Raw genomic sequence first — 20,713 nt, 5'->3', positions numbered from 1 at the left:
GCGGATCCTCAGCCGGCAGAAGCGCGTTCGGCCCGCGCCCAGCCCTCGCGGGTGGCGGCGCAATACTCCGTGAACCGCCCCGCGCCGATTGCCGCCCGGGCGCCTGCCATCAGGTCCTGGTAGTAGGCGAGGTTGTTCCAGGTGAGCAGCATCATCCCCAGGATCTCGTTCGACCGGACGAGGTGGTGGAGATAGGCCCGGGAATAGTCGCGCGCCGCCGGGCAGGTCGAGGTCTCGTCCAGCGGCGCCGTATCCTCGGCGTGGCGGGCGTTGCGCAGGTTGACCCGGCCGTTGCGGGTATAGGCCAGACCATGCCGGCCTGCGCGGGTCGGCATCACGCAGTCGAACATGTCGATGCCCCGGGCCACCGCCCCGAGGATGTCGTCCGGCGTGCCCACTCCCATCAGATAGCGCGGCTTGGCCTGCGGCAGGTGCGGCTCAACGGTCTCGATCATGGCGAACATCACCGCCTGCGGCTCGCCCACCGCGAGCCCGCCCACCGCGTAGCCCTTCAGGTCGAGGTCGGTGAGCGCGCGTGCGCTCTCGACGCGGAGCGCCGGGATGTCGCCGCCCTGCACGATGCCGAACATCGCCTTGCCGGGTTGTTCGCCGAACGCCACCCGGCAGCGCTCGGCCCAGCGCAGCGAGAGGTGCATGGCCTTCTCGATCGCCGCATGCTCGGCTGGAAGCCGCACGCATTCGTCGAGCTGCATCTGGATGTCGGAGCCGAGCAGACCCTGGATCTCGATGGAGCGTTCCGGGCTCATGTGGTGCGCGGTGCCGTCGATATGCGAGCGGAAGGTCACGCCCTGCTCGTCGATCTTCCGCAGGGCCGAGAGCGACATCACTTGGAAGCCGCCGGAATCGGTCAGGATCGGCCGGTCCCAGTTCATGAATTTGTGCAGGCCGCCGAGCCGCGCCATCCGCTCCGGGCCCGGACGGAGCATCAGGTGATAGGTGTTACCCAGGACCACGTCGGCGCCCAGTTCCCGCACCTGCCCCGGATACATCGCCTTCACGGTCGCGGCGGTCCCCACCGGCATGAAGGCCGGCGTGCGAATCTCTCCGCGCGGCGTCGCGATGGCGCCGGTGCGGGCGGTGCCGTCCTGCCCGTGCAGGGTGAAGCCGAAGGGCAGGGTCTCGGTCATGGGATATCCGCGCGCGGGCCCGGAAACAGCAGGCTGGCGTCGCCGTAAGAGTAGAAGCGGTAGCCGCTCCGGATCGCGTGCGCGTAGACCGCCCGCATCGTGTCGAGGCCCGAGAACGCCGAGACCAGCATGAACAGGGTCGAGCGCGGTAGGTGGAAGTTCGTCACCAGGGCGTCGACCGCGCGGAAGCGGTAGCCGGGCGTGATGAAGATGTCGGTCGGCCCCGAGAAAGCCGAGAGCGTGCCGTCGGGGCTCGCGGCGCTCTCGAGGAGGCGTAGCGCCGTCGTGCCCACCGCGACGATCCGGCCGCCCGCGGCCCGGACGGCATTGAGGGTGGCGGCCGTATCGGCATCGAGGATGCCGATCTCGGCATGCATCCGGTGGGCGTCGGTGTCGTCCGCCTTGACCGGCAGGAACGTCCCGGCGCCGACATGCAGGGTGACGTAGTGACGCCGCAGGCCGGCCGCGTCGAGGTCCGTGAGCAGCGCGTCCGAGAAATGCAGCCCAGCCGTCGGTGCCGCCACGGCACCGGGATGCCGTGCGTAGACAGTCTGATAATCGGTTGCGTCGCGGGCGTCGGTGGGGCGCTTGCCGGCGATGTAGGGCGGCAGGGGCAGCGCGCCTTCCTGGGTGATCGCCGCGTCGAGTTCGGCGCCGCCGCGGTCGAAATCCAGCACGATCTCGCCGCCCTCCGCCTTATCGGCGACGATGGCCTGGAGCGCACCGAACTGGATCGCGTCCCCGGGGGTCAATCGCTTGGCCGGGCGGCCGAAGGCGCGCCAGCGCGCGGGCGCCTCCCGCAGGTGCAGCATCACCTCCGTGCGCTGGCCCGGCGCCCCCGGGCGCGTGCGCACGCCAATGAGCCGCGCCGGGATCACCCGCGTGTCGTTGAAGACCAGGGCATCGCCGGAGCGCAGCGCTGCCGGCAGGTCGCGCACCGTGCGGTCCGCCAAATCCTCGCCGGGGCGTACGACCAGGAGCCGCCCACCGTCGCGCGGCTCGGCCGGGCGCAGGGCGATGCAGCTCTCCGGCAGGTCGAAATCGAACAGGTCCACGCGCATCGCCGGGTGCCTGCACCGAACCGGACGCGGTTTCAACCTCGGAACCGGTTCGCCGCGCCGCCTGTTCACGCCACACCGAGGACGGAGACGCCCGAACGATGCCCTGGTACGCCGTGCGCCCCCGTGATGCCGCAGACCCGCGCTGGCCGCTGCCTGGCACCGAACAGATCGTGCTTAAGGCCGACGATCCAGATCAGGCACGGTCGAAGTTCGCGGAGGCCTATCCCAGCGAGCCCTTCGGAAGCCCGGCCGTACCGGTGCCGAACTCCGGGCTCGGGAGTTTCAACGGTGACGCGGACGCGCTGATCGTGGCCGAGACCGGCGAGCCGCCAGCGCCACGGGACTGAACGTCATGGTCAGGATCAGCCGTCCCGCCCGCATGACCCTCGACGGCCAGCTCGTCGGGTACTGGGACCGTGAAGCCGCGCGGCTCGACACGATGGCCACCGCCGCGCGCTTCGCGTGGCAGCGGCGTCGTCTGATGCGCAAGGCGACCGAGGCGCGGGCCAAGGCCGAGCGGAGCCGCCAGCGCGAGGCGGCCCGCAGTCCGGCTCCCGGTCCGACCGAAGCATAGCCGAAGCTAAGACTCTTTCGGCAGCGTCGAAGCTTTGCCGTGGCCTGAGGCAAGCTGCATCCCGTATGGGCACGTCGACTCGTGATCGGCGCATCCCATGGACCGGACCCAGAAAGCAGCCCTCTTCAGCGCCGGCATCGGCTTGGTGGTCACCGGGCTGAAGTTCTACGCGGCCTGGCTCACCAGCAGCCTGGCGCTGTATTCCGACGCGCTCGAGAGCATCATCAACGTGGTGGCGGCGATCGGCGCCTTCGTGGCCCTGCGTGTCGCCGCGCGTCCGGCCGACGCCGAGCATCCCTACGGCCACCACAAGGCGGAGTTCTTCTCCGCGGTGATCGAGGGCGCCCTCATCGTGGTGGCCGCCGTCCTGATCCTGCGGGAGGCGTATTTCGGCCTGCTCGCCCCAAAACCCTTGGACACGCCAGCGGTGGGTCTGGCGATCAATCTCGGGGCGGGCGTCACCAACGCCGCCTGGGCCTGGGCGCTGATGCGCTGGGGCCGCGCGTGGCGCTCGCCGGCCCTGATCGCAGATGCGCGCCACGTCTTCGCCGACGTCGTGACCTCCTGCGGCGTACTCTTGGGCGTCGCCGCGGTCTGGGTAACCGGCTACCCGGCCCTCGACCCGGCGGTGGCCGGGCTCGTGGCACTCAACATCCTGTGGTCGGGCTTCCGAATGGTGCGCGAATCCGTCGATGGCCTGATGGATCGGGCCGCGTCCCCCGACGTGGTCTGCCAGATCCGCTCGCTGATCTCGCAGCACGGGGAGGGCGCGCTCGAAGCCCACGACGTCCGCACCCGTTCAGCCGGCCAAGCCACGTTCATCGATTTCCACCTCGTGGTTCCGGGCAGCATGACGGTCGAGGCCTCGCACGCCATCTGCGACCGGCTGGAGAGCGCCCTGGAAACCACGATCCCAGGTGCGGTCGTGACCATTCACGTGGAGCCGGGCGAGGAAGCCAAAGCCCGGGGCCTGCCGGTTCTCTAGGAGCACGCGAGCCCTACGCCGGCGCATCAAACCCAGCCAGAAACGTCGCCCGCGGTATGATCCGGGGACGACGCTCCATCCGTGCCAGCAGCCCGGCCGCCGGGACCTGCGTCAGCTCCAGGCGTGGAACGGCGGCGCGACACCGTTCAGGGCGTGATTGCCGACGATGGCGACCTTCCAGCGCACCGGATCATGCAGGGTATGGGTCCGGGCATTGCGCCAGTGGCGGTCGAGGTTCTCCGCAGCCAGCGTCGAGCGGGTGCCGGAGAGCTCGAACAGCTTGTTGGAGGCGGCCAACGCGACCTCGGTCGTCAGCACCTTCGCCTCCGCGACGGCGAGCTGGGCTGCCGCGACACGCTCCGCATCCGGCTGTGCGACCGCCGCGTCGAGGGCGAGCCCGGCCCGGTCGAGCAGGGCTTCCGCTGCGTGCTGCCGAATGGTGAGGTCGCCGACCGCCTGGATCGTGTAGGGGTCGTCGGAGGCCCGCTCCTGACCGCTGTCGATCCACGGGCGCGCCTTCTCGCGCACGAACGCGATCGTGTCGTCCAGGGCCTCGCGGCCGATGCCGGCATCGACCGCCGCCTGGATGACCTGGAAGATGGCGCCGTCCGACCGGGGCGCCTCGTAGCCCTTCCAGGCCGGCACCAAGTGTGTCTTCTCGACCCGGACATTCTCGATCAGCACCGTGCCGCTCGCCGTGCCGCGCTGGCCGAAGCTGGACCAGTCGTCGATCACGGTGAGTCCTGGCGCGTTCCGCTCGGCGATGGCGTACCAGGCCCGTCCCTCCGCATCGAGGGCGACGATCGGCACCAGGTGAGCGAGCAATGCCCCGGTGGCGTAGAACTTCTGGCCGCGCACGATCACGTGGTCGCCGTGATCGGTGAACCGGGTGTCGAAATCCGCGGCCCGCTTGGTGCCGCGCTCGGAGAACGCGTTGCCGAACCGTGTGCCGCGCAGAACCGCCCCGAACAGCAGACGCTGCTGCGCCTCGTCCGAGACCGTCCGGATCGACGCCACGATACCGAGGTGGTTCTGCGAGATCTGACCGATCGCCGGATCGGCCGCCGAGATGATCGCGACGACCTGTGCGAGGGTCTTGTAGGACACCTCCGGGCCGCCGAACGCCTTCGGCACGTTGATCGACCACAACCCGCTCTGGGAGAAGGCGTCGAGCTCCGCCAGGGGCCGCGCGTGGTTCCGGTCGCGTTCCGAGGCGCCGCGTCGAAACTCCGCGGCGAGGTTCCGGGCGACCGCCAGCGCCTCCGTGTCGTCACGGATCACATGGGCGGGGGAGGGCGGGCTGGCTGGCCCCGGCACACCTTGGCGCGGCAGGGGGTCGAGCGCGCGCGCGTCTACGGCGATGTTCATGATGGCTCACTCCGAACGGGGCGGAAATCTTTCGGGCTGGCAGCCATCAGGCCGCCTCGGCGCGCGTCTCGCGGGCGGCTTCGAGTGCGCGGACCCGGGGGATCACATGTGCCCCGAAATACGCGACCTCCTCCTGGAAATGGAGGAAGGCCAGAAGCGCGAGGTCGGCCCCCGCATCCTTCAGCGCGAGGATCCGCTCGGCGATCTGGTCCGGTGTGCCGATCAGGTTGGTCTTGAAGCCGTCATTGTACTGGACGAGGTCGTTGAAATCCGACTTGGCCCAGTTGCCTTCTCCCTCGGGCGAGGCTTTCCCGGCATTCTTCACCTCGTGGCCGAACGCCTTCACGGCGTCCGGATCGGCGTGGTCGATGATTTCTTGGAGGACGGCGCGGGCCTCCTCTTCGGTATCGCGGGCGATCACGAAGGCATTCACGCCGATGCGCGGGTTGTTGCCGATTGCGGCGGCCTTCGCGCGGACATCGTCGACCTGCGCGCGGATGTTCTCCGGCGTGTTGCCGTTGGTGAAGTACCAGTCCGAGACGCGCGCTGCCATGTCGCGCGCCGCCCGGGACGAGCCGCCCTGGAAGATCTCCGGCAGCGGGTCGGCCGGCTTCGGCTTCAGGGTATAGTCCGTGTAGCGATAGAAATCGCCCCGGAAGGTGAAGTTGTCCTGGGTCCAGATCCCCCGGAGGCTGCGGATGAACTCTTCCGAGCGCCGGTACCGCTCGTCGTGGTCGAGCCAGGGCTCGCCGATCGCGCGGAACTCGCCCGAGAACCAGCCCGACACGATGTTGACGGCGATCCGGCCGCCGCTCAGCTGCGAGATCGTTGCGATCTGCTTGGCCGCCAGTGTGGGATGCCAGGGGCCTGGCAGCAGCGCGGCAATCACCTTGATCTTGGAGGTGGCGGCCAGCAGCGCGTGGCTGAACGCCACCGATTCGTGCTGATATTCGGCGCCGTAGCCAGCCGTGAAGCGGATCTGGGTCAGGGCGTAGTCGAAGCCGGATTCCTCCGCGATCTGTGCCAGGCGCCGGTTGTAGTCGGCATCCCAGCTCGTGCGCTGCGGGATCTTGCTGATCACGAGGCCGCCCGAGACGTTGGGCACCCAGTAGGCAAAGCGGATCGGATCAGGCGGCGTGTCTTTGAAACGGTCGGTCATGGCGCGCTACCTCTGTCGCGCGGGGACGTTGCCCCGCGGCGTCTTCGAAGGATCGCGACAAACTGAATACAAGATGCAGGCTTGCGCGACCGCTAATGAACACGCAAAGTATTCCGCGTTGACGATGCCGGGTCAAAGGAACGCGATGCCGTTTTAGACGCCCGTCCTGTTGCATTCTTCTGCGCCGAACTCACTCAGCGGCGGGTTTATTCTCACACTGTGCCGACGCCATCCGAATCGTTCAGGCGTCGATAGGCGAACATGCCGAACACGCCGATCAGGCAAAGCGCCAGCGAGAACCACGTGAAGGCGTATTGCAGGTGGTTGTTCGGCAGATCGACCTTCAGCTGACCGCCCCGTGGCCACGTGGTCTGATCCGGCACCGCGTCGGCCTCGATCAGGTAGGGTGCTGCGTCGGCGACCCCGCGCGCCGCAGCGATGCTGGCGACGTCGCGGGTGAACCATTCGCCCCGTGCCGGATCCGCCTCCGGCACGAACATCCCCCGCGCCTCGCTGGCCCGGAGAATCCCGGTGACCGTGGTCGGGCCCTCGATGAGGCCATCCCGGCGGTCGGCCTGGGCCTTCAACTCCGTGGGCACGAAGCCGCGGTTGATCAGGACGACACCGCCATCCGCGCGCTGAAACGGCGTGATCACGTAATAGCCTTGGAGCGCCCGGCCCGGCGTCTCCCCGGCCGCAAGTCCGTGGACCAGCGCCTCGCGATCGTTGTCGAACCGGCCGGAGACCCGCACATGGCGGAACTCGTCCCGGCCGGGATCCCAGGTGCCGGGTTCAGGGGGCGCCACAGGCTCCGCCTTCGTCTGCCGGACGATGCGGGCGATCAGCTCTTCCTTCCAGGTCTTGCGCTCGATCTGCCACGTCCCGAGACCCAGCAGGATCGCCAGCGCGATCAGGGATGCGAGCCCGGGTGCGACGAGGTCACGCCAGGCGGCCGCACGCGGCGATGTGCGACTCACTGCTCGAAGCGTCCCTGCTCGGCCTTGTTGCTGTACTGGAGGGCGATCAGCATGCCCTTGAGCGGCCGGACCAGGATCAGGCTCAGACCGATCGAAAGACTGCCGGCCACCAGCGCGTGGACCCAGATCGGCGGCTCGTAGGTGATCTCCAGCCACAGGGCCAGACCCACCACCAGAAGGCCGACGATCGACATCACGAAGAAAGCCGGCCCGTCCGCCGAGTCGAAACCCGAATAGTCGAGCCCGCAGGATTCGCAGGACGGCCGCAGGGTCAGGTAGCCCTTGAACAGATGGCCTTCGCCGCAGCGGGGGCACCGGCCGCGGAGGCCGGTGGGGACGGGCGGCAGCTGCGGATAGGTTCGTTGGTCCACGTGAGCACTCCAGACTGGCCCAGGCGAGCGCATGCGCGCCGCCTCACAGCCATTCCCTCGATATGGGGATCACGCCGAGTCGCACACGAAAAAGGGCGGCCTGAGCCGCCCTTTCACACCCCCGCCATGCGGTGACGAGATAGCAGCGCTCAGTGCGCGGCGCCGTGGAAGACGCCCGAGCCCCAGACGTAGATCGCGGCGAACAGGAACAGCCACACGACGTCGACGAAGTGCCAGTACCAGGCGGCGAACTCGAATCCGAGGTGCTGGCGTGGGGTGAACTGGCCCGCGTAGGTCCGGTACAGGCATACGGCCAGGAAGATCGTGCCGATGATGACGTGGAAGCCGTGGAAGCCCGTCGCCATGTAGAAGGTCGACGAGTAGATGCTGCCCGCGAAGCCGAATTCGGCGTGGCTGTACTCGTAGGCCTGGCAGGCCGTGAACAGCACGCCCAGCACGATGGTCAGCCACAGGCCGTACTTGAGACCCTTGCGGTCCCCATGCAGCAAGGCATGGTGGGCCCAGGTGACGGTCGTGCCGGAGGTCAGCAGGATCAGGGTGTTCAGCAGCGGCAAGTGCCACGGATCGAACGCCTCGATGCCCTTGGGCGGCCAGACGCCGCCCGTGAACTCGACCCGGGAGGCCTGGATCGGGTCGGCGGTGTAGAGGGCCGCCTCGAAGTAGGCCCAGAACCAAGCGACGAAGAACATCACCTCGGAGGCGATGAACATCATCATGCCATACCGGTGATGGAGTTGGACCACGCGGGTGTGATCGCCGGAATTGGCCTCGTGCACCACGTCCTTCCACCAAGCGAACATGGTGTAGAGCACGCCGAAAACGCCAGCCCCGAAGATGTAGGGACCCGGGGTCAGGGTACCGATCTGGAGGCTCTTCATCCAGAACACGGCGCCGAACGCCATCAGGAAGCCCGAGAAGGCGCCCATCAGCGGCCACGGACTCGGGCTTAGAATATGAAAATCGTGATTCTTGGCGTGCGCCTCGGCCATCGTCCCGTCGCTCCTCACCCTGACGCCCCGCGCCGTTCCCGGCATCCGGCCTATCGCTCTTTGGCTGGGCGCCACATACGGGACCCCCAAGCTTGTCCGCACACTTAGTCGGTGCCGACCTGTGTTGTCACGCGTTCGCAATCAGAAATCGCGCTTCGTGCCCGAAGCCCCCGTGGTCGCGACCGCCGCCGTCACCGGCTGGCCGTTCTTGGAGGCGAAATACGTGTAGGACAGCGTCATTTCGGAAAGATGCGCGGTGTTCGAATCCTCCCGCACCGCCGGGTCGACGTAGAAGACCACCGGCACGTCCAGCGTCTCGCCGGGCTGCAACGTCTGCTCGTTGAAGCAGAAACAGGCGATCTTGACGAAGTAGCTGCCCATCAGGCCGGGCTGGACGTTGAAGGTCGCGACGCCGGTCGATGGCTTGGCGCCGGTGTTCTGCACCCGGAAGAACACCGTCTTGGTTTCGCCGAGCTTCGCCTCGACGGTGTTGGCTTCGGGGGCGAACTTCCAGCTCAGGCCCGGCGCGACGTTGGTATCGAAGTGCACCACCATGCTGTCGTCGGTGCGCGCCGCCGACGCGAGGGCCGGGCCCTGGCGCGGCGTGCCGTCGTAGCCCGTTGCCTTGCAGAACGCGTCGTAGAGCGGCACCGACGCGAAGGCGAGGCCGACCATGCCGACCGCCAGGCCGGCACACGCGATCGCTGTGCGCTTGGCGCCGCGAAGCGGATCGGGATGAGGTTTTGTCATCGTGCCCCTCAGAGCGGACGGCTGAGGATCTGCGGGCCGAGTTTGACGATCGTCAGCACGAAGAACAGCAGGACCCACGCACCCAGGGCCAACGCGATGGCCACCGAGCGCTTACGCCGGCGCGCCTCCTCGACGGGCGTGAGCTGGCGATAGGGGACTTCCGGATCCGGCATGGCGATTAGACCAGGACCGGCAGGAAGAGGCCGAAGCTCTGCTCGGCAAGCAGCGCCGAGAACAGCGCGAACAGGTACAGGATCGAGAAGCCGAACATGCCCATCGCAGCCCGCTTCTCGGCATCGCCGGTGCGATTCCTCAGGACGCGGACGCTGAAGGCCAGCATTCCGAGCCCGCCGATCACGGCGATCACCGCGTAGAGCAGGCCGCCGAACCCAAGCGCCACGGGCGCAAGCCCGAGGGGAAACAGGAACACCGAGTACCAAACGATCTGCCGGCGGGTCGAAGCCGGCCCGGCGACGTTGGGCATCATCGGGATGCCGGCGCGGGCGTATTCTTCGGCCTTGATCAGTGCCAGCGCCCAGAAATGCGGCGGCGTCCAGATGAAGATGATCGCGAAGAGTACGAGGGACTCGATCCCGACCGAGCCGGAGACGACGGCTTGGCCGATCACCGGCGGCAGGGCACCGGCGGCGCCACCGATGACGATGTTCTGCGCGGTCGCCCGCTTCAGCCACATCGAATAGATCACCGCGTAGAACACGATGGTGAAGGCCAACAGACCGGCGGCGAGCCAATTCGCCGCGAGGCCCAGCACAAGAACCGATGCCACCGACAGGAACAGCCCGAAGCCGAGCGCCTCCTCGGGCGAGATCCGCCCGGCCGGGATCGGCCGCTGCGCGGTGCGGGTCATGACCGCGTCGATGTCGGCATCCCACCACATGTTGAGGCAGCCCGACGCCCCGGCGCCGACCGCAATGGCCAAGAGCGAGATCACGCCGATGGCCGGCGGAACGTGGCCCTGGGAGACGACCATGCCGACCAGCGCGGTGAAGATCACGAGGACCATCACCCGCGGCTTGAGCAGCGCGAAATAGTCCGGCACGTCGCCGCCGACCGCCGTAAAGGCCGGGGCCGGTGCGTCCGGTCTGATCGTGTTCGTCAGGCTCGTCATCGCGTCTGCCGCTGTTGTGTCGGCGCCCGGCCACGCGCGTCACGGCCGAGTCGTGTTTCGAAATCGATTCGTTTCAAGGGTCAGCGCGAGCGGGACACTCGGCTTGTGCGGATCACCCGTCTTGGTCGCCCTTGCCGGGAAGTCGCCGTGGCGGCTTCCGGGGAAGGGCGAGGGCCGCGGATGCGGCCCTCGCGGAGACTGGTCAGTGCGCGCCCGGCTCGTCGACGATGCGGGGCAGCGTCTCGAACTGGTGGAACGGCGGCGGGGAGGGGAGCGTCCACTCGAGGGTGGTGGCACCTTCGCCCCACGGGTTGTCGGCGGCCCGCTCCTTCGAGCGGAAGGCCAGCACGACGCCGATCACGAAGACGAACATGCTGAGGCCGAAGATGTGGCCGCCGTAGGTGGAGACCTTGTGCCAGCCCGCGAAGGCGTCCGGGTAGTCGGCGTAACGACGCGGCATGCCGGCCAGGCCGAGGAAGTGCATCGGGAAGAACAGGACGTTCGCGCCGATGAAGGCCAGCCAGAAGTGCAGCTTGCCAGCCCATTCCGGGATGATGTGGCCGGTCATCTTCGGGAACCAGTAGTAGACACCGGCGAAGATGATGAACACAGCGCCGAGTGACAGCACGTAGTGGAAGTGCGCCACGACGTAGTAGGTGTCGTGCAGGTACTTATCGACCGCCGAGTTAGCGAGCACCACGCCGGTGACGCCGCCGACGGTGAACAGGAAGATGAAGCCCACGGCCCAGTGCATGGCGGCGGTGAAGCGGATGGATCCACCCCACATGGTGGCGATCCAGGAGAAGATCTTCACGCCCGTGGGCACCGCGATCACCATCGTGGCGAACACGAAGTAGGACTGCGTCTGAAGCGACAGGCCGACGGTGTACATGTGGTGCGCCCACACGACGAAGCCGACGACGCCGATCGCGACCATGGCGTAGGCCATCGCAAGGTAGCCGAAGACCGGCTTGCGCGAGAACGTGGCGATGATGTGCGAGACGATGCCGAAGGCCGGCAGGATCATGATGTAGACTTCGGGGTGACCGAAGAACCAGAACAGATGCTGGTACAGGATCGGGTCGCCGCCGCCGGCCGGGTCGAAGAAGGTCGTGCCGAAGTTACGGTCGGTCAGCAGCATCGTGATGGCGCCCGCGAGCACCGGCAGCGAGAGCAGCAGCAGGAAGGCGGTGACCAGCTCGGCCCAGGCGAAGAGCGGCATCTTGTGCAGCGTCATGCCCGGGGCGCGCATGTTCAGGATGGTGGTGATGAAGTTGATCGCCCCCAGGATCGAGCCGGTGCCGGACAGGTGCAGGGCAAAGATTGCGAAGTCGACGGCCGGACCGGGATGGCCGGCAGTGGAGAGCGGCGGATAGACGGTCCAGCCGGTGCCGGCGCCGGATGCGCCGGGGGCGCCCTCGACGAACAGCGAGCACAGCAGGGAGCAGAAGCCCGCCACCGTCAGCCAGAACGAGATGTTGTTCATGCGCGGGAACGCCATGTCGGGCGCGCCGATCATGAGGGGCACGAACCAGTTGCCGAAGCCGCCGATCAGTGCCGGCATCACCATGAAGAACACCATGATGAGGCCGTGTCCGGTGACGAACACGTTGTACGTCGCCGGATTGGAGAAGAACTGCAGCCCCGGCTGTTCCATCTCCATCCGGATACCGAAGGAGAGGAACGCGCCGATCATGCCGGCGCAGAAGGCGAAGAGCAGGTAGAGCGTGCCGATGTCCTTGTGGTTCGTCGACAGGAACCAGCGGGCGAAGAACGACGGTTTATGGTCGTGGACCTCGTGGGCCTCGGCATGGGCTGCGGCTGTAGCCATGGATTCGGGTGCCTTGTGGATCTGACGGGTTCTATTCGGTCAACCGGACTTCAGCGGGCTTCGGCGAAGCTCGTTCCGTTGTCGATGCGCGCGTACTTCGTCTTCGCTTCATTCAGCCAGTCGGCATAGGCCTGCTCGCTGACGACGCGGACGACGATCGGCATGTAGGCGTGACGCTGTCCGCACAGCTCCGAGCACTGACCGTGGAAGGTGCCTTCCTTGTCGGCCCGGAACCACATCTGGTTCAGGCGGCCCGGTACGGCGTCGATCTTGAAGCCGAAGGCCGGCATCGCCCAGGAATGCAGCACGTCCGCCGCAGTGACCTGGATCTTCACGATTTTGCCAAGCGGCACGACCATCTCATTGTCGGTCTGGAGCAGGCGGGGCTGCTTGTCCTCGTCGATGTTGGCATCGAACGTGAAACCGCCGCCGGCCTCGGTCTGCGGGTACTCGTAGGACCAGTACCAGGCATGGCCGATGACCTTGACGATCATGTCGGCCTTCGGATCCGCCAGCTGCGTGCGCAGCAGGCGGAAGGACGGGATCGCCACGGCGACGAGGATCAGCACCGGCACGATCGTCCAGGCGATCTCGATCGCGGTGTTGTGGGTGGTGCGCGACGGGGTCGGGTTGGTCTTCTCGTTGAAGCGGAAGACGCACCAGAGGATCAGCCCCAGCACGAAGACCGAGATCACGAGCGAGAGCCAGTGCAGGCCGATCTCGAAGCTGAGGATGTCGCGCGCGTTCTCGGTAACCGGGATCTGCCGGCTCATCTCCCACGGCACCGGCTGACCGAATCCGGCGGCGAGCGCCCCGGATGTCGAGGCGAGCAGGGCGCCGAGGGCGGCGAGGCTCAAGGGTGATCGGGTGATCGTCCGCACCGTCCGCATCTGCCTCTCGTTGCTCCCCTGCAATTTGATTTCCCGTCGGACTTTCCCGTCTTGAATGAGCGCGGGATGGTGCCGACGTGACGGACTGCCGGTTGTGTCATCCGGCATGTATCCGATCGCGGCTTCAGATCACAAGGACGTGCCAGGTGCAACCGCACAAGCGTCGCAGAGGGTGGTTTCCGGCTGATTCGGGTGGCCTCTTAGACGCCTTGCACCGGTCTTTCGCTGCGTTCGATTCGCTAGCGTGGCTTCGTATCCGATGCGATCGCAGCACCGGACGGGCCTTTCGGAGCCGTGGATGTTGACGACACCCCAGGATTTTCCGGCCGAGCTGCCGGCTAGCGCGGTCCCGGCTCCGATGCAGGTCGTGGCCTACGCCGATGCCGCGCCCCGGGCGGGGACGCGGGTGCTCGCCGTCGAGGCGCCGGTCAACCTGGTCTACGGCAGCGTGCCGCATGCCGTCATGATGGCGTCGCCGGCCGACCTGGAGGATTTCGCCTACGGCTTCAGCCTGACGGAAGGGATCATCGAATCCGCCGACGAGATTCGCAGCACGCGCGTGGAGGTTGGCCCGGACGGGCTGCGCCTCCATGTCGAGCTGGCCCCCGGACGTCTGCGCGAGCACCTCGCGCGCAAGCGCGCCATCAGCGGGCGGACGGGCTGCGGTGTCTGCGGCATCGAGGATCTGGCGGAATTGCCACGCGCGGACATGCGGGGCACCCCCGACATCCAGGTCTCGCTCCCGGCGATCGCCCGGGCTCTCGCCGGGCTCGACGCGGCGCAGGTGCTGGGCGCCGAGACCCGCGCCGTGCACGCCGCCGCCTGGGCTCGGCTCGACGGCACCCTGGCGTCCGTCCGCGAGGATGTCGGCCGCCACAACGCTCTGGACAAGCTGATCGGCGCCGCCATGCGGGCCGGCACCGATCCAGCAGACGGTTTCCTAGTGATCACCAGCCGGTGCTCGTTCGAGATGGTCGAGAAGGCCGCGCGCCTCGGTGCAGCCGTGATCGTGGCGATCTCGGCGCCGACCTCGCTGGCGTTGGAGCGTGCCCAAGCGCACGGGATCACACTTTGCGCCATTGCCCGCGCGGATACGCTGACCGTCTTTACCGGCTCGGAGCGTCTGAGCCCCACCGACTAGAAGAGTCCCAGATCACGTCGCGATCGAGGTCGTCTCTCAGTCCTCGCGTCGACGCGCTCGCTTGCGTCGCACCGGTATCGATCTTGGGCGGCGAGCGTTCGGGCCAGCGCTACTGGGCTCCGGCGGGCTCTTTCTCTGAGGCGCCGGGGACGATCGTCGCACCGCCGATGATTCGCACCGGCTTCTTGTCCGGCGGCGGATCCTTCCAATCGGCAGCTGGGGGCTTGGCCGCCTCGGCAACCGTGCCCGCTGCGGGCTTGGCCGGTCCCGCCTGGGCCGGACCGGCCGGAGGCGCCTTTTCGATGGCTGCGGATTTCGGCTCAGGCACAGGATCCACCCTGGATGCCTCCACGGGGGCGACCTTCGGAGCTGGCGCCTCCGGAACGTTGCTAAGTGCCGGCTTCAGCTCCGGCGCGCGCCCAGGCGCCGGGGCCCGGGCGACCTTGTGGGGCGCCTCAGGCCGCGCACGGCCATCCGGATTCAGGCCATCGGGATTGAACTCGGGACGCAGTGCCTCCGGGCTCTGGCGGCGTGCCGGACGCGCGGCCCGAGCCGGGACGCCGTCGGGCATCGCCGGCCGCAGGAGACGCTGCGGCGCCGCATCCTCCTCGGTCCATCCAAAGCCGGCGCGCGGCTGCTCCAACCGGGCGTAGCTCTCGGGCGTACCGATGCGCTGGCGTCCCACGATCGCGCCGGCGGCCGGATCGACGAACAGACGGACCGGGGCGCCCGTCGGGCTCACGGCGTCGACGACGTAGACGCGCCCGTCGAACCGCGGACGGCTGACACCGCTGAAGCCGTGATCAGCCAGGCGCCATGCGATCACCCGTGGCGGCAGGATCTCGTCCTCGAAGGCGAATTGCGCGCGGGCGCCCTGGGAGAGGCCCAGCATCAATCCGCCCGACAGAAGGGCTGCACTGAGAACCCGCTGCGCTGCGCGGCGAGACGTTCCGTTCTCGATCATCACTCTGATGCGTTCCCGTTCTGGAGACCCGGCAGAGTATCCGGTTCCGGCATGGTCCGGGCCGGTTTGCCCAGACCTCGACCATGCCGGCGAGGTCGTTGCCCCGCATGCCGCTTGTGCTCGGCACAGGTCGTAGACCGCGTGATTCGGGCGAGATTGCGGAAGCGATTGATGAACGGCGGTTTAAGTGCAGTCGCGGATGCCGCGCCCGCATGCCCGCGCGATCCCTTGCTGAAACGGTTTCAATCTGCCAATTTCGCGACTTAGGACAGCAGAACTGTCCCATTGGCCGCGCATGCCGGCCGTCGCCGTCCCGCGCGCCAGCGGGAAGTCCGGCTGGCGGTCTCGAGCGCGCCAGCACGCCGCTCCTGGAGCGGTCCGGGTTTTCGATGAACGAAGGTCGACGGGCACGTCCTCGCGGGGACCGACCGGATCGCCTGCGGCATCGGGTCGGGACGCCGCACGGTTGCGACTCACGGGCATGAAACATGCTCGCGGGCCGAGGTGCGGCGAAGGGGATCGAGGGAAGGACGAGACGAAGCATGGCACAGCGCGGACCCGCCGAAGAGTTTGCTGCTTCCGAGTTCCAGGCTTCCGCCCCGCGCGGCGGCGCGATGCCGATCACGGTGCGCGATCCCGCTCTGCCCAAAGCCCAGGGCGCCTACGATCCGGCCAACGAGCGTGATGCCTGCGGCGTCGGCTTCATCGCCGACATGCACGATCGCCGGACCCATGCCATCGTTCAGCAAGGCCTGAAGATCCTCGAGAATCTGGACCACCGCGGTGCGGTGGGTGCCGACCCCAAGATGGGCGACGGCTGCGGTATCCTCACGCAGATCCCGCACGGCTTCTTCGCGGACGAGTGCTCGCGCCTCGGCTTCGAGCTACCGCCCGCCGGGCAGTACGCCATCGGCCAGTTCTTCCTGCCCAAGGCCGAGGAGCCCCGGGCGATCATCCAGGGAATCATCGAGGCGGCCCTGGCCGACGAGGGCCTGCCGCTCCTCGGCTGGCGCGATGTCCCGGTCGACCCCGAGGATCTGGGCGTCGCCGTGAAGGCCACCGAGCCGCATCACCGGCAGGTGTTCATCGGCCGACCGGGCTCCGTCTCCGACCAGGACACGTTCGAGCGGCGCGTCTTCGTCGCCCGCAAGGTGATCTCCAACAAGGTCTACGCCCTGGACGACCCGCGGGTGAAAGAGTTCTACCCGGTCTCCGTCTCGACCCGGACCATCGTGTACAAGGGCATGGTTCTGGTCACCCAGATCGGCGACTACTTCCTCGACCTGAAGGACGAGCGTTTCGTCTCGGCGATCGCCCTGGTCCACCAGCGCTTCGCAACCAACACCTTCCCGACCTGGCGCCTGTCGCACCCCTACCGGATGGTCGCCCATAACGGTGAGATCAACACGCTGCGCGGCAACGTCAACTGGATGGCGGCCCGGCAGGCGAGCGTCGATTCGGACCTGTTTGGCAACGACATCTCGAAGCTCTGGCCGATCTCCTACGAGGGCCAGTCCGACACCGCGTGCTTCGACAACGCCCTCGAGTTCCTGGTGCAGGGCGGCTACCCGCTCGCCCACGCCATGATGATGCTGATCCCGGAGGCCTGGGCCGGCAACCCGCTGATGAGCGAGGAGCGGCGCGCCTTCTACGAGTACCACGCCGCCCTGATGGAGCCCTGGGACGGCCCCGCGGCCGTGGCCTTCACGGATGGCCGCCAGATCGGCGCCACCCTCGACCGCAACGGCCTGCGCCCGGCCCGCTACATCGTCACCGATGACGGGCTGGTCGTGCTCGCTTCGGAGATGGGCACGCTGCCGATCCCCGACGAGAAGATCGTTCAGTCCTGGCGCCTGCAGCCGGGCCGGATGCTTCTGATCGACCTGCAGAAGGGCCGAATCGTCTCCGACGAGGAGATCAAGGGCGAGCTCGCCGCCGCGCATCCCTACGCCGACTGGGTCAAGAACACCCAGATCGTGCTGGAAGATCTCAAGCCCGTCGTGGCGCGGGAGACGCGCTCCGACGTGGGCCTGCTCGATCGCCAGCAGGCCTTCGGCTACACCCAGGAAGACCTCAAGCTGCTGATGCAGCCCATGGCCGTCACCGGCCAGGAGGCGGTCGGCTCGATGGGGACGGACACGCCGCTCTCGGCGCTCTCCGAGAAGTCCAAGCTGCTCTATACCTACTTCAAGCAAAACTTCGCGCAGGTCACCAACCCGCCGATCGACCCGATCCGCGAAGAGGCGGTGATGAGCCTTGTCTCATTCATCGGGCCGCGGCCGAACCTGCTCGACATGGAGGGCGCGTCCCGGCGCAAGCGCCTGGAAGTCCGCCAGCCGATCCTGACCAACGGCGACCTGGAGAAGATCCGCTCGATCGGCCATTTCGAGGACCGGTTCGACACCAAGACCCTGGACATGACCTACCCGGCCGAGATGGGCGCGCAGGCCATGGACGGGGCGCTCGACCGCCTCTGCGACCGGGCCGAGGCGGCAGTGCGCGGCGGCTACAACATCATCGTGCTGACCGACCGCGCGGTCGGTCCGGATCGGGTGCCGATCCCGGCCCTCCTGGCGACCGCGTCGGTGCACAACTACCTGATCCGCAAGGGTCTGCGCACCTCGGTCGGCCTCGTGGTCGAATCGGGCGAGCCGCGCGAGGTGCACCACTTCGCCTGCTTGGCCGGCTACGGCGCGGAGGCCATCAATCCCTATCTCGCCTTCGAGACGCTGCTGGCGATGAAGGACGAGTTCCCGCCGGATCTCACCGACGACGAGATCATCTACCGCTACATCAAGGCGATCGATAAGGGCCTGCTCAAGGTCATGTCGAAGATGGGCATCTCGACCTACCAGTCGTATTGCGGCGCCCAGATCTTCGACGCGGTCGGGCTCAACTCGACCTTCGTCGGCCGCGACTTCTTCGGCACGGCCACGACCATCGAGGGCGTCGGCATGGCCGAGGTCGCGGAGGAGACCGTCAGCCGTCACCGCGACGCTTTCGGCGACGCCCCGATCTACCGCAACGCCCTCGATGTCGGTGGCGAGTACGCCTACCGGCTGCGCGGCGAGGCTCACACCTGGACGCCCGACACGATCGCGACGCTCCAGCACGCGGTGCGCCTCAACGTGCCTGAGCGCTACCGTGAATACGCCGCGCTGGTGAACCGGCAGGAGAACCAGCTCAAGACCCTGCGCGGCCTGTTCCGCCTCAGGAGCGCAACCGAACTCGGCCGCCATCCGGTGCCGCTGGATTCGGTCGAGCCGGCCTCCGAGATCGTCAAGCGCTTCGCCACCGGGGCGATGTCGTACGGGTCCATCTCGAAGGAAGCGCACGAGACGCTCGCCATCGCGCTGAACTCCTTCGGCGGTCGCTCGAACTCGGGCGAGGGCGGCGAGGAGGTCGAGCGGTTCAAGCCGCTGCCGGACGGGCGTTCGCGCCGGTCCGCGATCAAGCAGGTCGCCTCGGGCAGATTCGGCGTTACGACGGAATATCTCGTCAACGCCGACATGATGCAGATCAAGGTCGCGCAGGGCGCCAAGCCCGGCGAGGGCGGCCAGCTGCCCGGCCACAAGGTCGACGCCAAGATCGCAAAGGTCCGCTACGCCACCCCGGGCGTCGGCCTGATTTCGCCGCCGCCGCACCACGACATCTACTCGATCGAGGATCTGGCCCAGCTGATCTTCGACCTGAAGAACGTGAATCCGTCCGCGGACGTGTCGGTGAAGCTCGTCTCCGAGGTCGGCGTCGGTACCGTGGCGGCCGGCGTCGCCAAGGCGCGGGCGGACCACATCACCATCTCGGGCTACGACGGCGGCACTGGCGCCGCGCCGCTGACCTCGCTCAAGCATGCGGGCGGACCGTGGGAGACCGGTCTCGCCGAGACCCAGCAGACGCTGGTGCTCAACGGCCTGCGCGGCCGCGTCGCCCTCCAGGCCGACGGCGGCATCCGCACCGGTCGCGACGTGGTCATCGCGGCCCTGCTCGGCGCCGACCAGATGGGCTTCTCGACCGCTCCCCTGATCGCGGCCGGCTGCATCATGATGCGCAAGTGCCACCTCAACACCTGCCCGGTGGGCGTCGCCACGCAGGATCCGGTGCTGCGCAAGCGCTTCAAGGGCACGCCCGAGCACGTGGTGAACTACTTCTTCTTCGTGGCCGAGGAGGTGCGCGAGATCCTGGCCTCCCTCGGCTTCACCAAGCTGGAAGAGCTCGTCGGGCGTTCGGACGTGCTCGACAAGGTCGAGGCCATCGCCCATTGGAAGGCGCGCGGGCTCGATTTCACCAAGCTGTTCCATCGCCCCAAGGTGGCGGACGGCATCGCCATCCGGCACGTCGAGAAGCAGCACCACCCGATCGACACGGTCCTGGACCGGCGCCTGATCGAGGGGGCCCGGAACGCCATCGAGACCGGCGAGCCGGTGGTCGTCACCGACGTGATCCGCAACTCGGACCGGGCCGCCGGTGCGATGCTGTCCGGCATGGTCGCCAAGGCGCACGGTCACGAGGGCTTGCCGGACGACACTATCGTGGTGAAGCTGTCGGGCACCGCCGGCCAGAGCTTCGGCGCCTGGGTCGCGGCCGGCGTCACCATCGAGCTGACCGGCCACGGCAACGACTACGTCGGCAAGGGCCTTTCGGGCGGCAAGCTGATCATCCGCCCGAGCGATGCGCTGCGGTCGCCACCCGACCGGACCATCATGGTCGGCAACACCGTGCTGTACGGGGCGATCGCCGGAGAGTGTTACATCCGCGGCTCCGCGGGCGAGCGCTTCGCGGTCCGCAATTCCGGCGCGATCACGGTGGTCGAAGGCATGGGTGACCATGGCTGCGAGTACATGACGGGCGGGGTCGTGGTGTCGATCGGCGAGACCGGACGCAACTTCGCGGCCGGCATGTCGGGCGGCATCGCGTACGTCCTTGACGAGGACGGCTCGTTCTCGGCCCGCTGCAACCTGTCGATGGTCGATCTCGAGCCCGTCGAGGAGGAAGACGACCTGATGCGCCGCTTCCACCAGGACGGCGATCTCGAGACCAAGGGGCGCGTCGACATCCTGGCCGACATGTCCGGCCACGACGAGGAGCGCCTCAGCCAGCTCATCACCAACCATCTCAAGTATACGGGCAGCCCGCGGGCGAAGCAGATCCTCGACGACTGGGCGAGCTTCCGCACCAAGTTCGTCAAGGTGATGCCGGTGGAATACCGCCGCGCGCTGCGCGAGATGGAGATGGCGCGGATGCCGGTGGCAGCGGAGTAAGGCTATCAGTATCGGCGCCCGTGCGACGCGGGCGCCGATCGCGGAATGACGGTTTAATAGGCTGCAGCATCGGTCGATCTGCGGGCCTCAAGGGTTG

18 protein-coding genes are annotated in these 20,713 nt (G+C 67.8%); 5 read left to right on the top strand and 13 right to left on the bottom strand.

Translation table 11 applies throughout. The features are described 5' to 3' along the window. Positions 1 to 8: 8 nt before the first annotated feature. Together tgt and queA are read right to left on the bottom strand one after the other, a co-directional pair. Positions 9 to 1,148: a tRNA guanosine(34) transglycosylase Tgt gene (gene tgt / locus FV242_RS05705; protein ID WP_147938234.1), complete on the bottom strand. Its 1,140-nt coding sequence runs from the start codon at positions 1,146 to 1,148 to the stop codon at positions 9 to 11. Beyond that, positions 1,145 to 2,209 carry a tRNA preQ1(34) S-adenosylmethionine ribosyltransferase-isomerase QueA gene (gene queA, locus FV242_RS05700; protein WP_147938233.1) on the bottom strand — a complete coding sequence of 355 codons (1,065 nt, stop codon included), beginning with the start codon at positions 2,207 to 2,209 and terminating at the stop codon, positions 1,145 to 1,147. The genes tgt and queA overlap by 4 nt, the downstream gene beginning before the upstream one ends. Before the next feature lie 98 nt (positions 2,210 to 2,307). Between queA and FV242_RS05695 the strand changes: the two genes are divergently transcribed. The 3 genes from FV242_RS05695 to FV242_RS05685 all read left to right on the top strand — a co-directional run bounded on the left by FV242_RS05695 (position 2,308) and on the right by FV242_RS05685 (position 3,768). After that, positions 2,308 to 2,556 (top strand): hypothetical protein, encoded by a 249-nt coding sequence (locus tag FV242_RS05695; RefSeq protein ID WP_147910704.1) that lies wholly within the window; start codon positions 2,308 to 2,310, stop codon positions 2,554 to 2,556. Positions 2,557 to 2,561: 5 nt separating this feature from the next. After that, a complete protein-coding gene (locus FV242_RS05690) occupies positions 2,562 to 2,783 on the top strand; it encodes a hypothetical protein (protein ID WP_147938232.1) in 222 nt (73 codons plus the stop codon). A gap of 97 nt (positions 2,784 to 2,880) precedes the next feature. After that, entirely contained in the window at positions 2,881 to 3,768 is an 888-nt protein-coding gene (locus tag FV242_RS05685) for a cation diffusion facilitator family transporter (RefSeq protein WP_147938231.1), read from the top strand. A 111-nt stretch (positions 3,769 to 3,879) separates the two neighbouring features. Here FV242_RS05685 and FV242_RS05680 read toward each other — a convergent pair whose 3' ends face one another. The 10 genes from FV242_RS05680 to coxB all read right to left on the bottom strand — a co-directional run bounded on the left by FV242_RS05680 (position 3,880) and on the right by coxB (position 13,253). Beyond that, a complete protein-coding gene (locus FV242_RS05680; protein ID WP_147938230.1) occupies positions 3,880 to 5,136 on the bottom strand; it encodes an SfnB family sulfur acquisition oxidoreductase in 1,257 nt (418 codons plus the stop codon). A 46-nt stretch (positions 5,137 to 5,182) separates the two neighbouring features. After that, entirely contained in the window at positions 5,183 to 6,295 is a 1,113-nt protein-coding gene (gene sfnG, locus FV242_RS05675; RefSeq protein WP_147938229.1) for a dimethylsulfone monooxygenase SfnG, read from the bottom strand. Between the two features lie 212 nt (positions 6,296 to 6,507). Then, positions 6,508 to 7,272: an SURF1 family protein gene (locus tag FV242_RS05670; protein ID WP_147938228.1), complete on the bottom strand. Its 765-nt coding sequence runs from the start codon at positions 7,270 to 7,272 to the stop codon at positions 6,508 to 6,510. Then, positions 7,269 to 7,676 carry a DUF983 domain-containing protein gene (locus FV242_RS05665; protein WP_246692610.1) on the bottom strand — a complete coding sequence of 136 codons (408 nt, stop codon included), beginning with the start codon at positions 7,674 to 7,676 and terminating at the stop codon, positions 7,269 to 7,271. The genes FV242_RS05670 and FV242_RS05665 overlap by 4 nt, the downstream gene beginning before the upstream one ends. 116 nt (positions 7,677 to 7,792) lie before the next feature. Then, positions 7,793 to 8,653, bottom strand: a complete 861-nt coding sequence (locus FV242_RS05660) for a cytochrome c oxidase subunit 3 (protein WP_147908516.1) — start codon at positions 8,651 to 8,653, stop codon at positions 7,793 to 7,795. A gap of 141 nt (positions 8,654 to 8,794) precedes the next feature. Further along, complete coding sequence (locus FV242_RS05655) at positions 8,795 to 9,403, bottom strand: cytochrome c oxidase assembly protein (RefSeq protein WP_147908515.1); 609 nt, start codon at positions 9,401 to 9,403, stop codon at positions 8,795 to 8,797. An 8-nt stretch (positions 9,404 to 9,411) separates the two neighbouring features. After that, the gene (locus FV242_RS34360; RefSeq protein ID WP_187193554.1) at positions 9,412 to 9,576 is read right to left on the bottom strand and encodes a hypothetical protein; all 165 of its coding nucleotides are present in this window, start codon (positions 9,574 to 9,576) and stop codon (positions 9,412 to 9,414) included. A 5-nt stretch (positions 9,577 to 9,581) separates the two neighbouring features. Then, on the bottom strand, positions 9,582 to 10,532 hold the full coding sequence (locus FV242_RS05650; protein WP_147908514.1) for a heme o synthase: 951 nt from the start codon (positions 10,530 to 10,532) through the stop codon (positions 9,582 to 9,584). 202 nt (positions 10,533 to 10,734) lie between these two features. Beyond that, on the bottom strand, positions 10,735 to 12,363 hold the full coding sequence (gene ctaD / locus FV242_RS05645; protein ID WP_147908513.1) for a cytochrome c oxidase subunit I: 1,629 nt from the start codon (positions 12,361 to 12,363) through the stop codon (positions 10,735 to 10,737). Positions 12,364 to 12,413: 50 nt separating this feature from the next. Beyond that, positions 12,414 to 13,253 (bottom strand): cytochrome c oxidase subunit II, encoded by an 840-nt coding sequence (coxB, locus tag FV242_RS05640; RefSeq protein ID WP_147908512.1) that lies wholly within the window; start codon positions 13,251 to 13,253, stop codon positions 12,414 to 12,416. Positions 13,254 to 13,551: 298 nt separating this feature from the next. On the opposite strand from coxB, the gene fdhD reads away from it, so the two are divergent. Further along, the gene (gene fdhD / locus FV242_RS05635) at positions 13,552 to 14,394 is read left to right on the top strand and encodes a formate dehydrogenase accessory sulfurtransferase FdhD (protein ID WP_147938227.1); all 843 of its coding nucleotides are present in this window, start codon (positions 13,552 to 13,554) and stop codon (positions 14,392 to 14,394) included. A 109-nt stretch (positions 14,395 to 14,503) separates the two neighbouring features. Here the strand turns inward: fdhD and FV242_RS05630 are convergent, their stop codons facing one another. Then, on the bottom strand, positions 14,504 to 15,358 hold the full coding sequence (locus tag FV242_RS05630) for a hypothetical protein (RefSeq protein ID WP_147938226.1): 855 nt from the start codon (positions 15,356 to 15,358) through the stop codon (positions 14,504 to 14,506). A gap of 542 nt (positions 15,359 to 15,900) precedes the next feature. On the opposite strand from FV242_RS05630, the gene gltB reads away from it, so the two are divergent. After that, on the top strand, positions 15,901 to 20,616 hold the full coding sequence (gltB, locus tag FV242_RS05625; protein WP_147938225.1) for a glutamate synthase large subunit: 4,716 nt from the start codon (positions 15,901 to 15,903) through the stop codon (positions 20,614 to 20,616). Positions 20,617 to 20,713 lie beyond the last annotated feature (97 nt).

The sequence above is a fragment of the Methylobacterium sp. WL64 genome, assembly GCF_008039945.1.
Lineage (GTDB): Bacteria > Pseudomonadota > Alphaproteobacteria > Rhizobiales > Beijerinckiaceae > Methylobacterium.
Note: the sequence above shows the minus strand (reverse complement) of the source record. Positions and strands in the feature narration are given on the sequence as shown.

Bases quoted from the DNA above. Each gene is read 5' to 3' on its own strand.
- tgt (WP_147938234.1), bottom strand. From the start codon at position 1,148: ATGACCGAGACCCTGCCCTTCGGCTTCACCCTGCACGGGCAGGACGGC.
- queA (WP_147938233.1), bottom strand. From the start codon at position 2,209: ATGCGCGTGGACCTGTTCGATTTCGACCTGCCGGAGAGCTGCATCGCC.
- FV242_RS05695 (WP_147910704.1), top strand. From the start codon at position 2,308: ATGCCCTGGTACGCCGTGCGCCCCCGTGATGCCGCAGACCCGCGCTGG.
- FV242_RS05690 (WP_147938232.1), top strand. From the start codon at position 2,562: ATGGTCAGGATCAGCCGTCCCGCCCGCATGACCCTCGACGGCCAGCTC.
- FV242_RS05685 (WP_147938231.1), top strand. From the start codon at position 2,881: ATGGACCGGACCCAGAAAGCAGCCCTCTTCAGCGCCGGCATCGGCTTG.
- FV242_RS05680 (WP_147938230.1), bottom strand. From the start codon at position 5,136: ATGAACATCGCCGTAGACGCGCGCGCGCTCGACCCCCTGCCGCGCCAA.
- sfnG (WP_147938229.1), bottom strand. From the start codon at position 6,295: ATGACCGACCGTTTCAAAGACACGCCGCCTGATCCGATCCGCTTTGCC.
- FV242_RS05665 (WP_246692610.1), bottom strand. From the start codon at position 7,676: ATGCGCTCGCCTGGGCCAGTCTGGAGTGCTCACGTGGACCAACGAACC.
- FV242_RS05660 (WP_147908516.1), bottom strand. From the start codon at position 8,653: ATGGCCGAGGCGCACGCCAAGAATCACGATTTTCATATTCTAAGCCCG.
- FV242_RS05655 (WP_147908515.1), bottom strand. From the start codon at position 9,403: ATGACAAAACCTCATCCCGATCCGCTTCGCGGCGCCAAGCGCACAGCG.
- FV242_RS34360 (WP_187193554.1), bottom strand. From the start codon at position 9,576: ATGCCGGATCCGGAAGTCCCCTATCGCCAGCTCACGCCCGTCGAGGAG.
- FV242_RS05650 (WP_147908514.1), bottom strand. From the start codon at position 10,532: ATGACGAGCCTGACGAACACGATCAGACCGGACGCACCGGCCCCGGCC.
- ctaD (WP_147908513.1), bottom strand. From the start codon at position 12,363: ATGGCTACAGCCGCAGCCCATGCCGAGGCCCACGAGGTCCACGACCAT.
- coxB (WP_147908512.1), bottom strand. From the start codon at position 13,253: ATGCGGACGGTGCGGACGATCACCCGATCACCCTTGAGCCTCGCCGCC.
- fdhD (WP_147938227.1), top strand. From the start codon at position 13,552: ATGTTGACGACACCCCAGGATTTTCCGGCCGAGCTGCCGGCTAGCGCG.
- FV242_RS05630 (WP_147938226.1), bottom strand. From the start codon at position 15,358: ATGATCGAGAACGGAACGTCTCGCCGCGCAGCGCAGCGGGTTCTCAGT.
- gltB (WP_147938225.1), top strand. From the start codon at position 15,901: ATGGCACAGCGCGGACCCGCCGAAGAGTTTGCTGCTTCCGAGTTCCAG.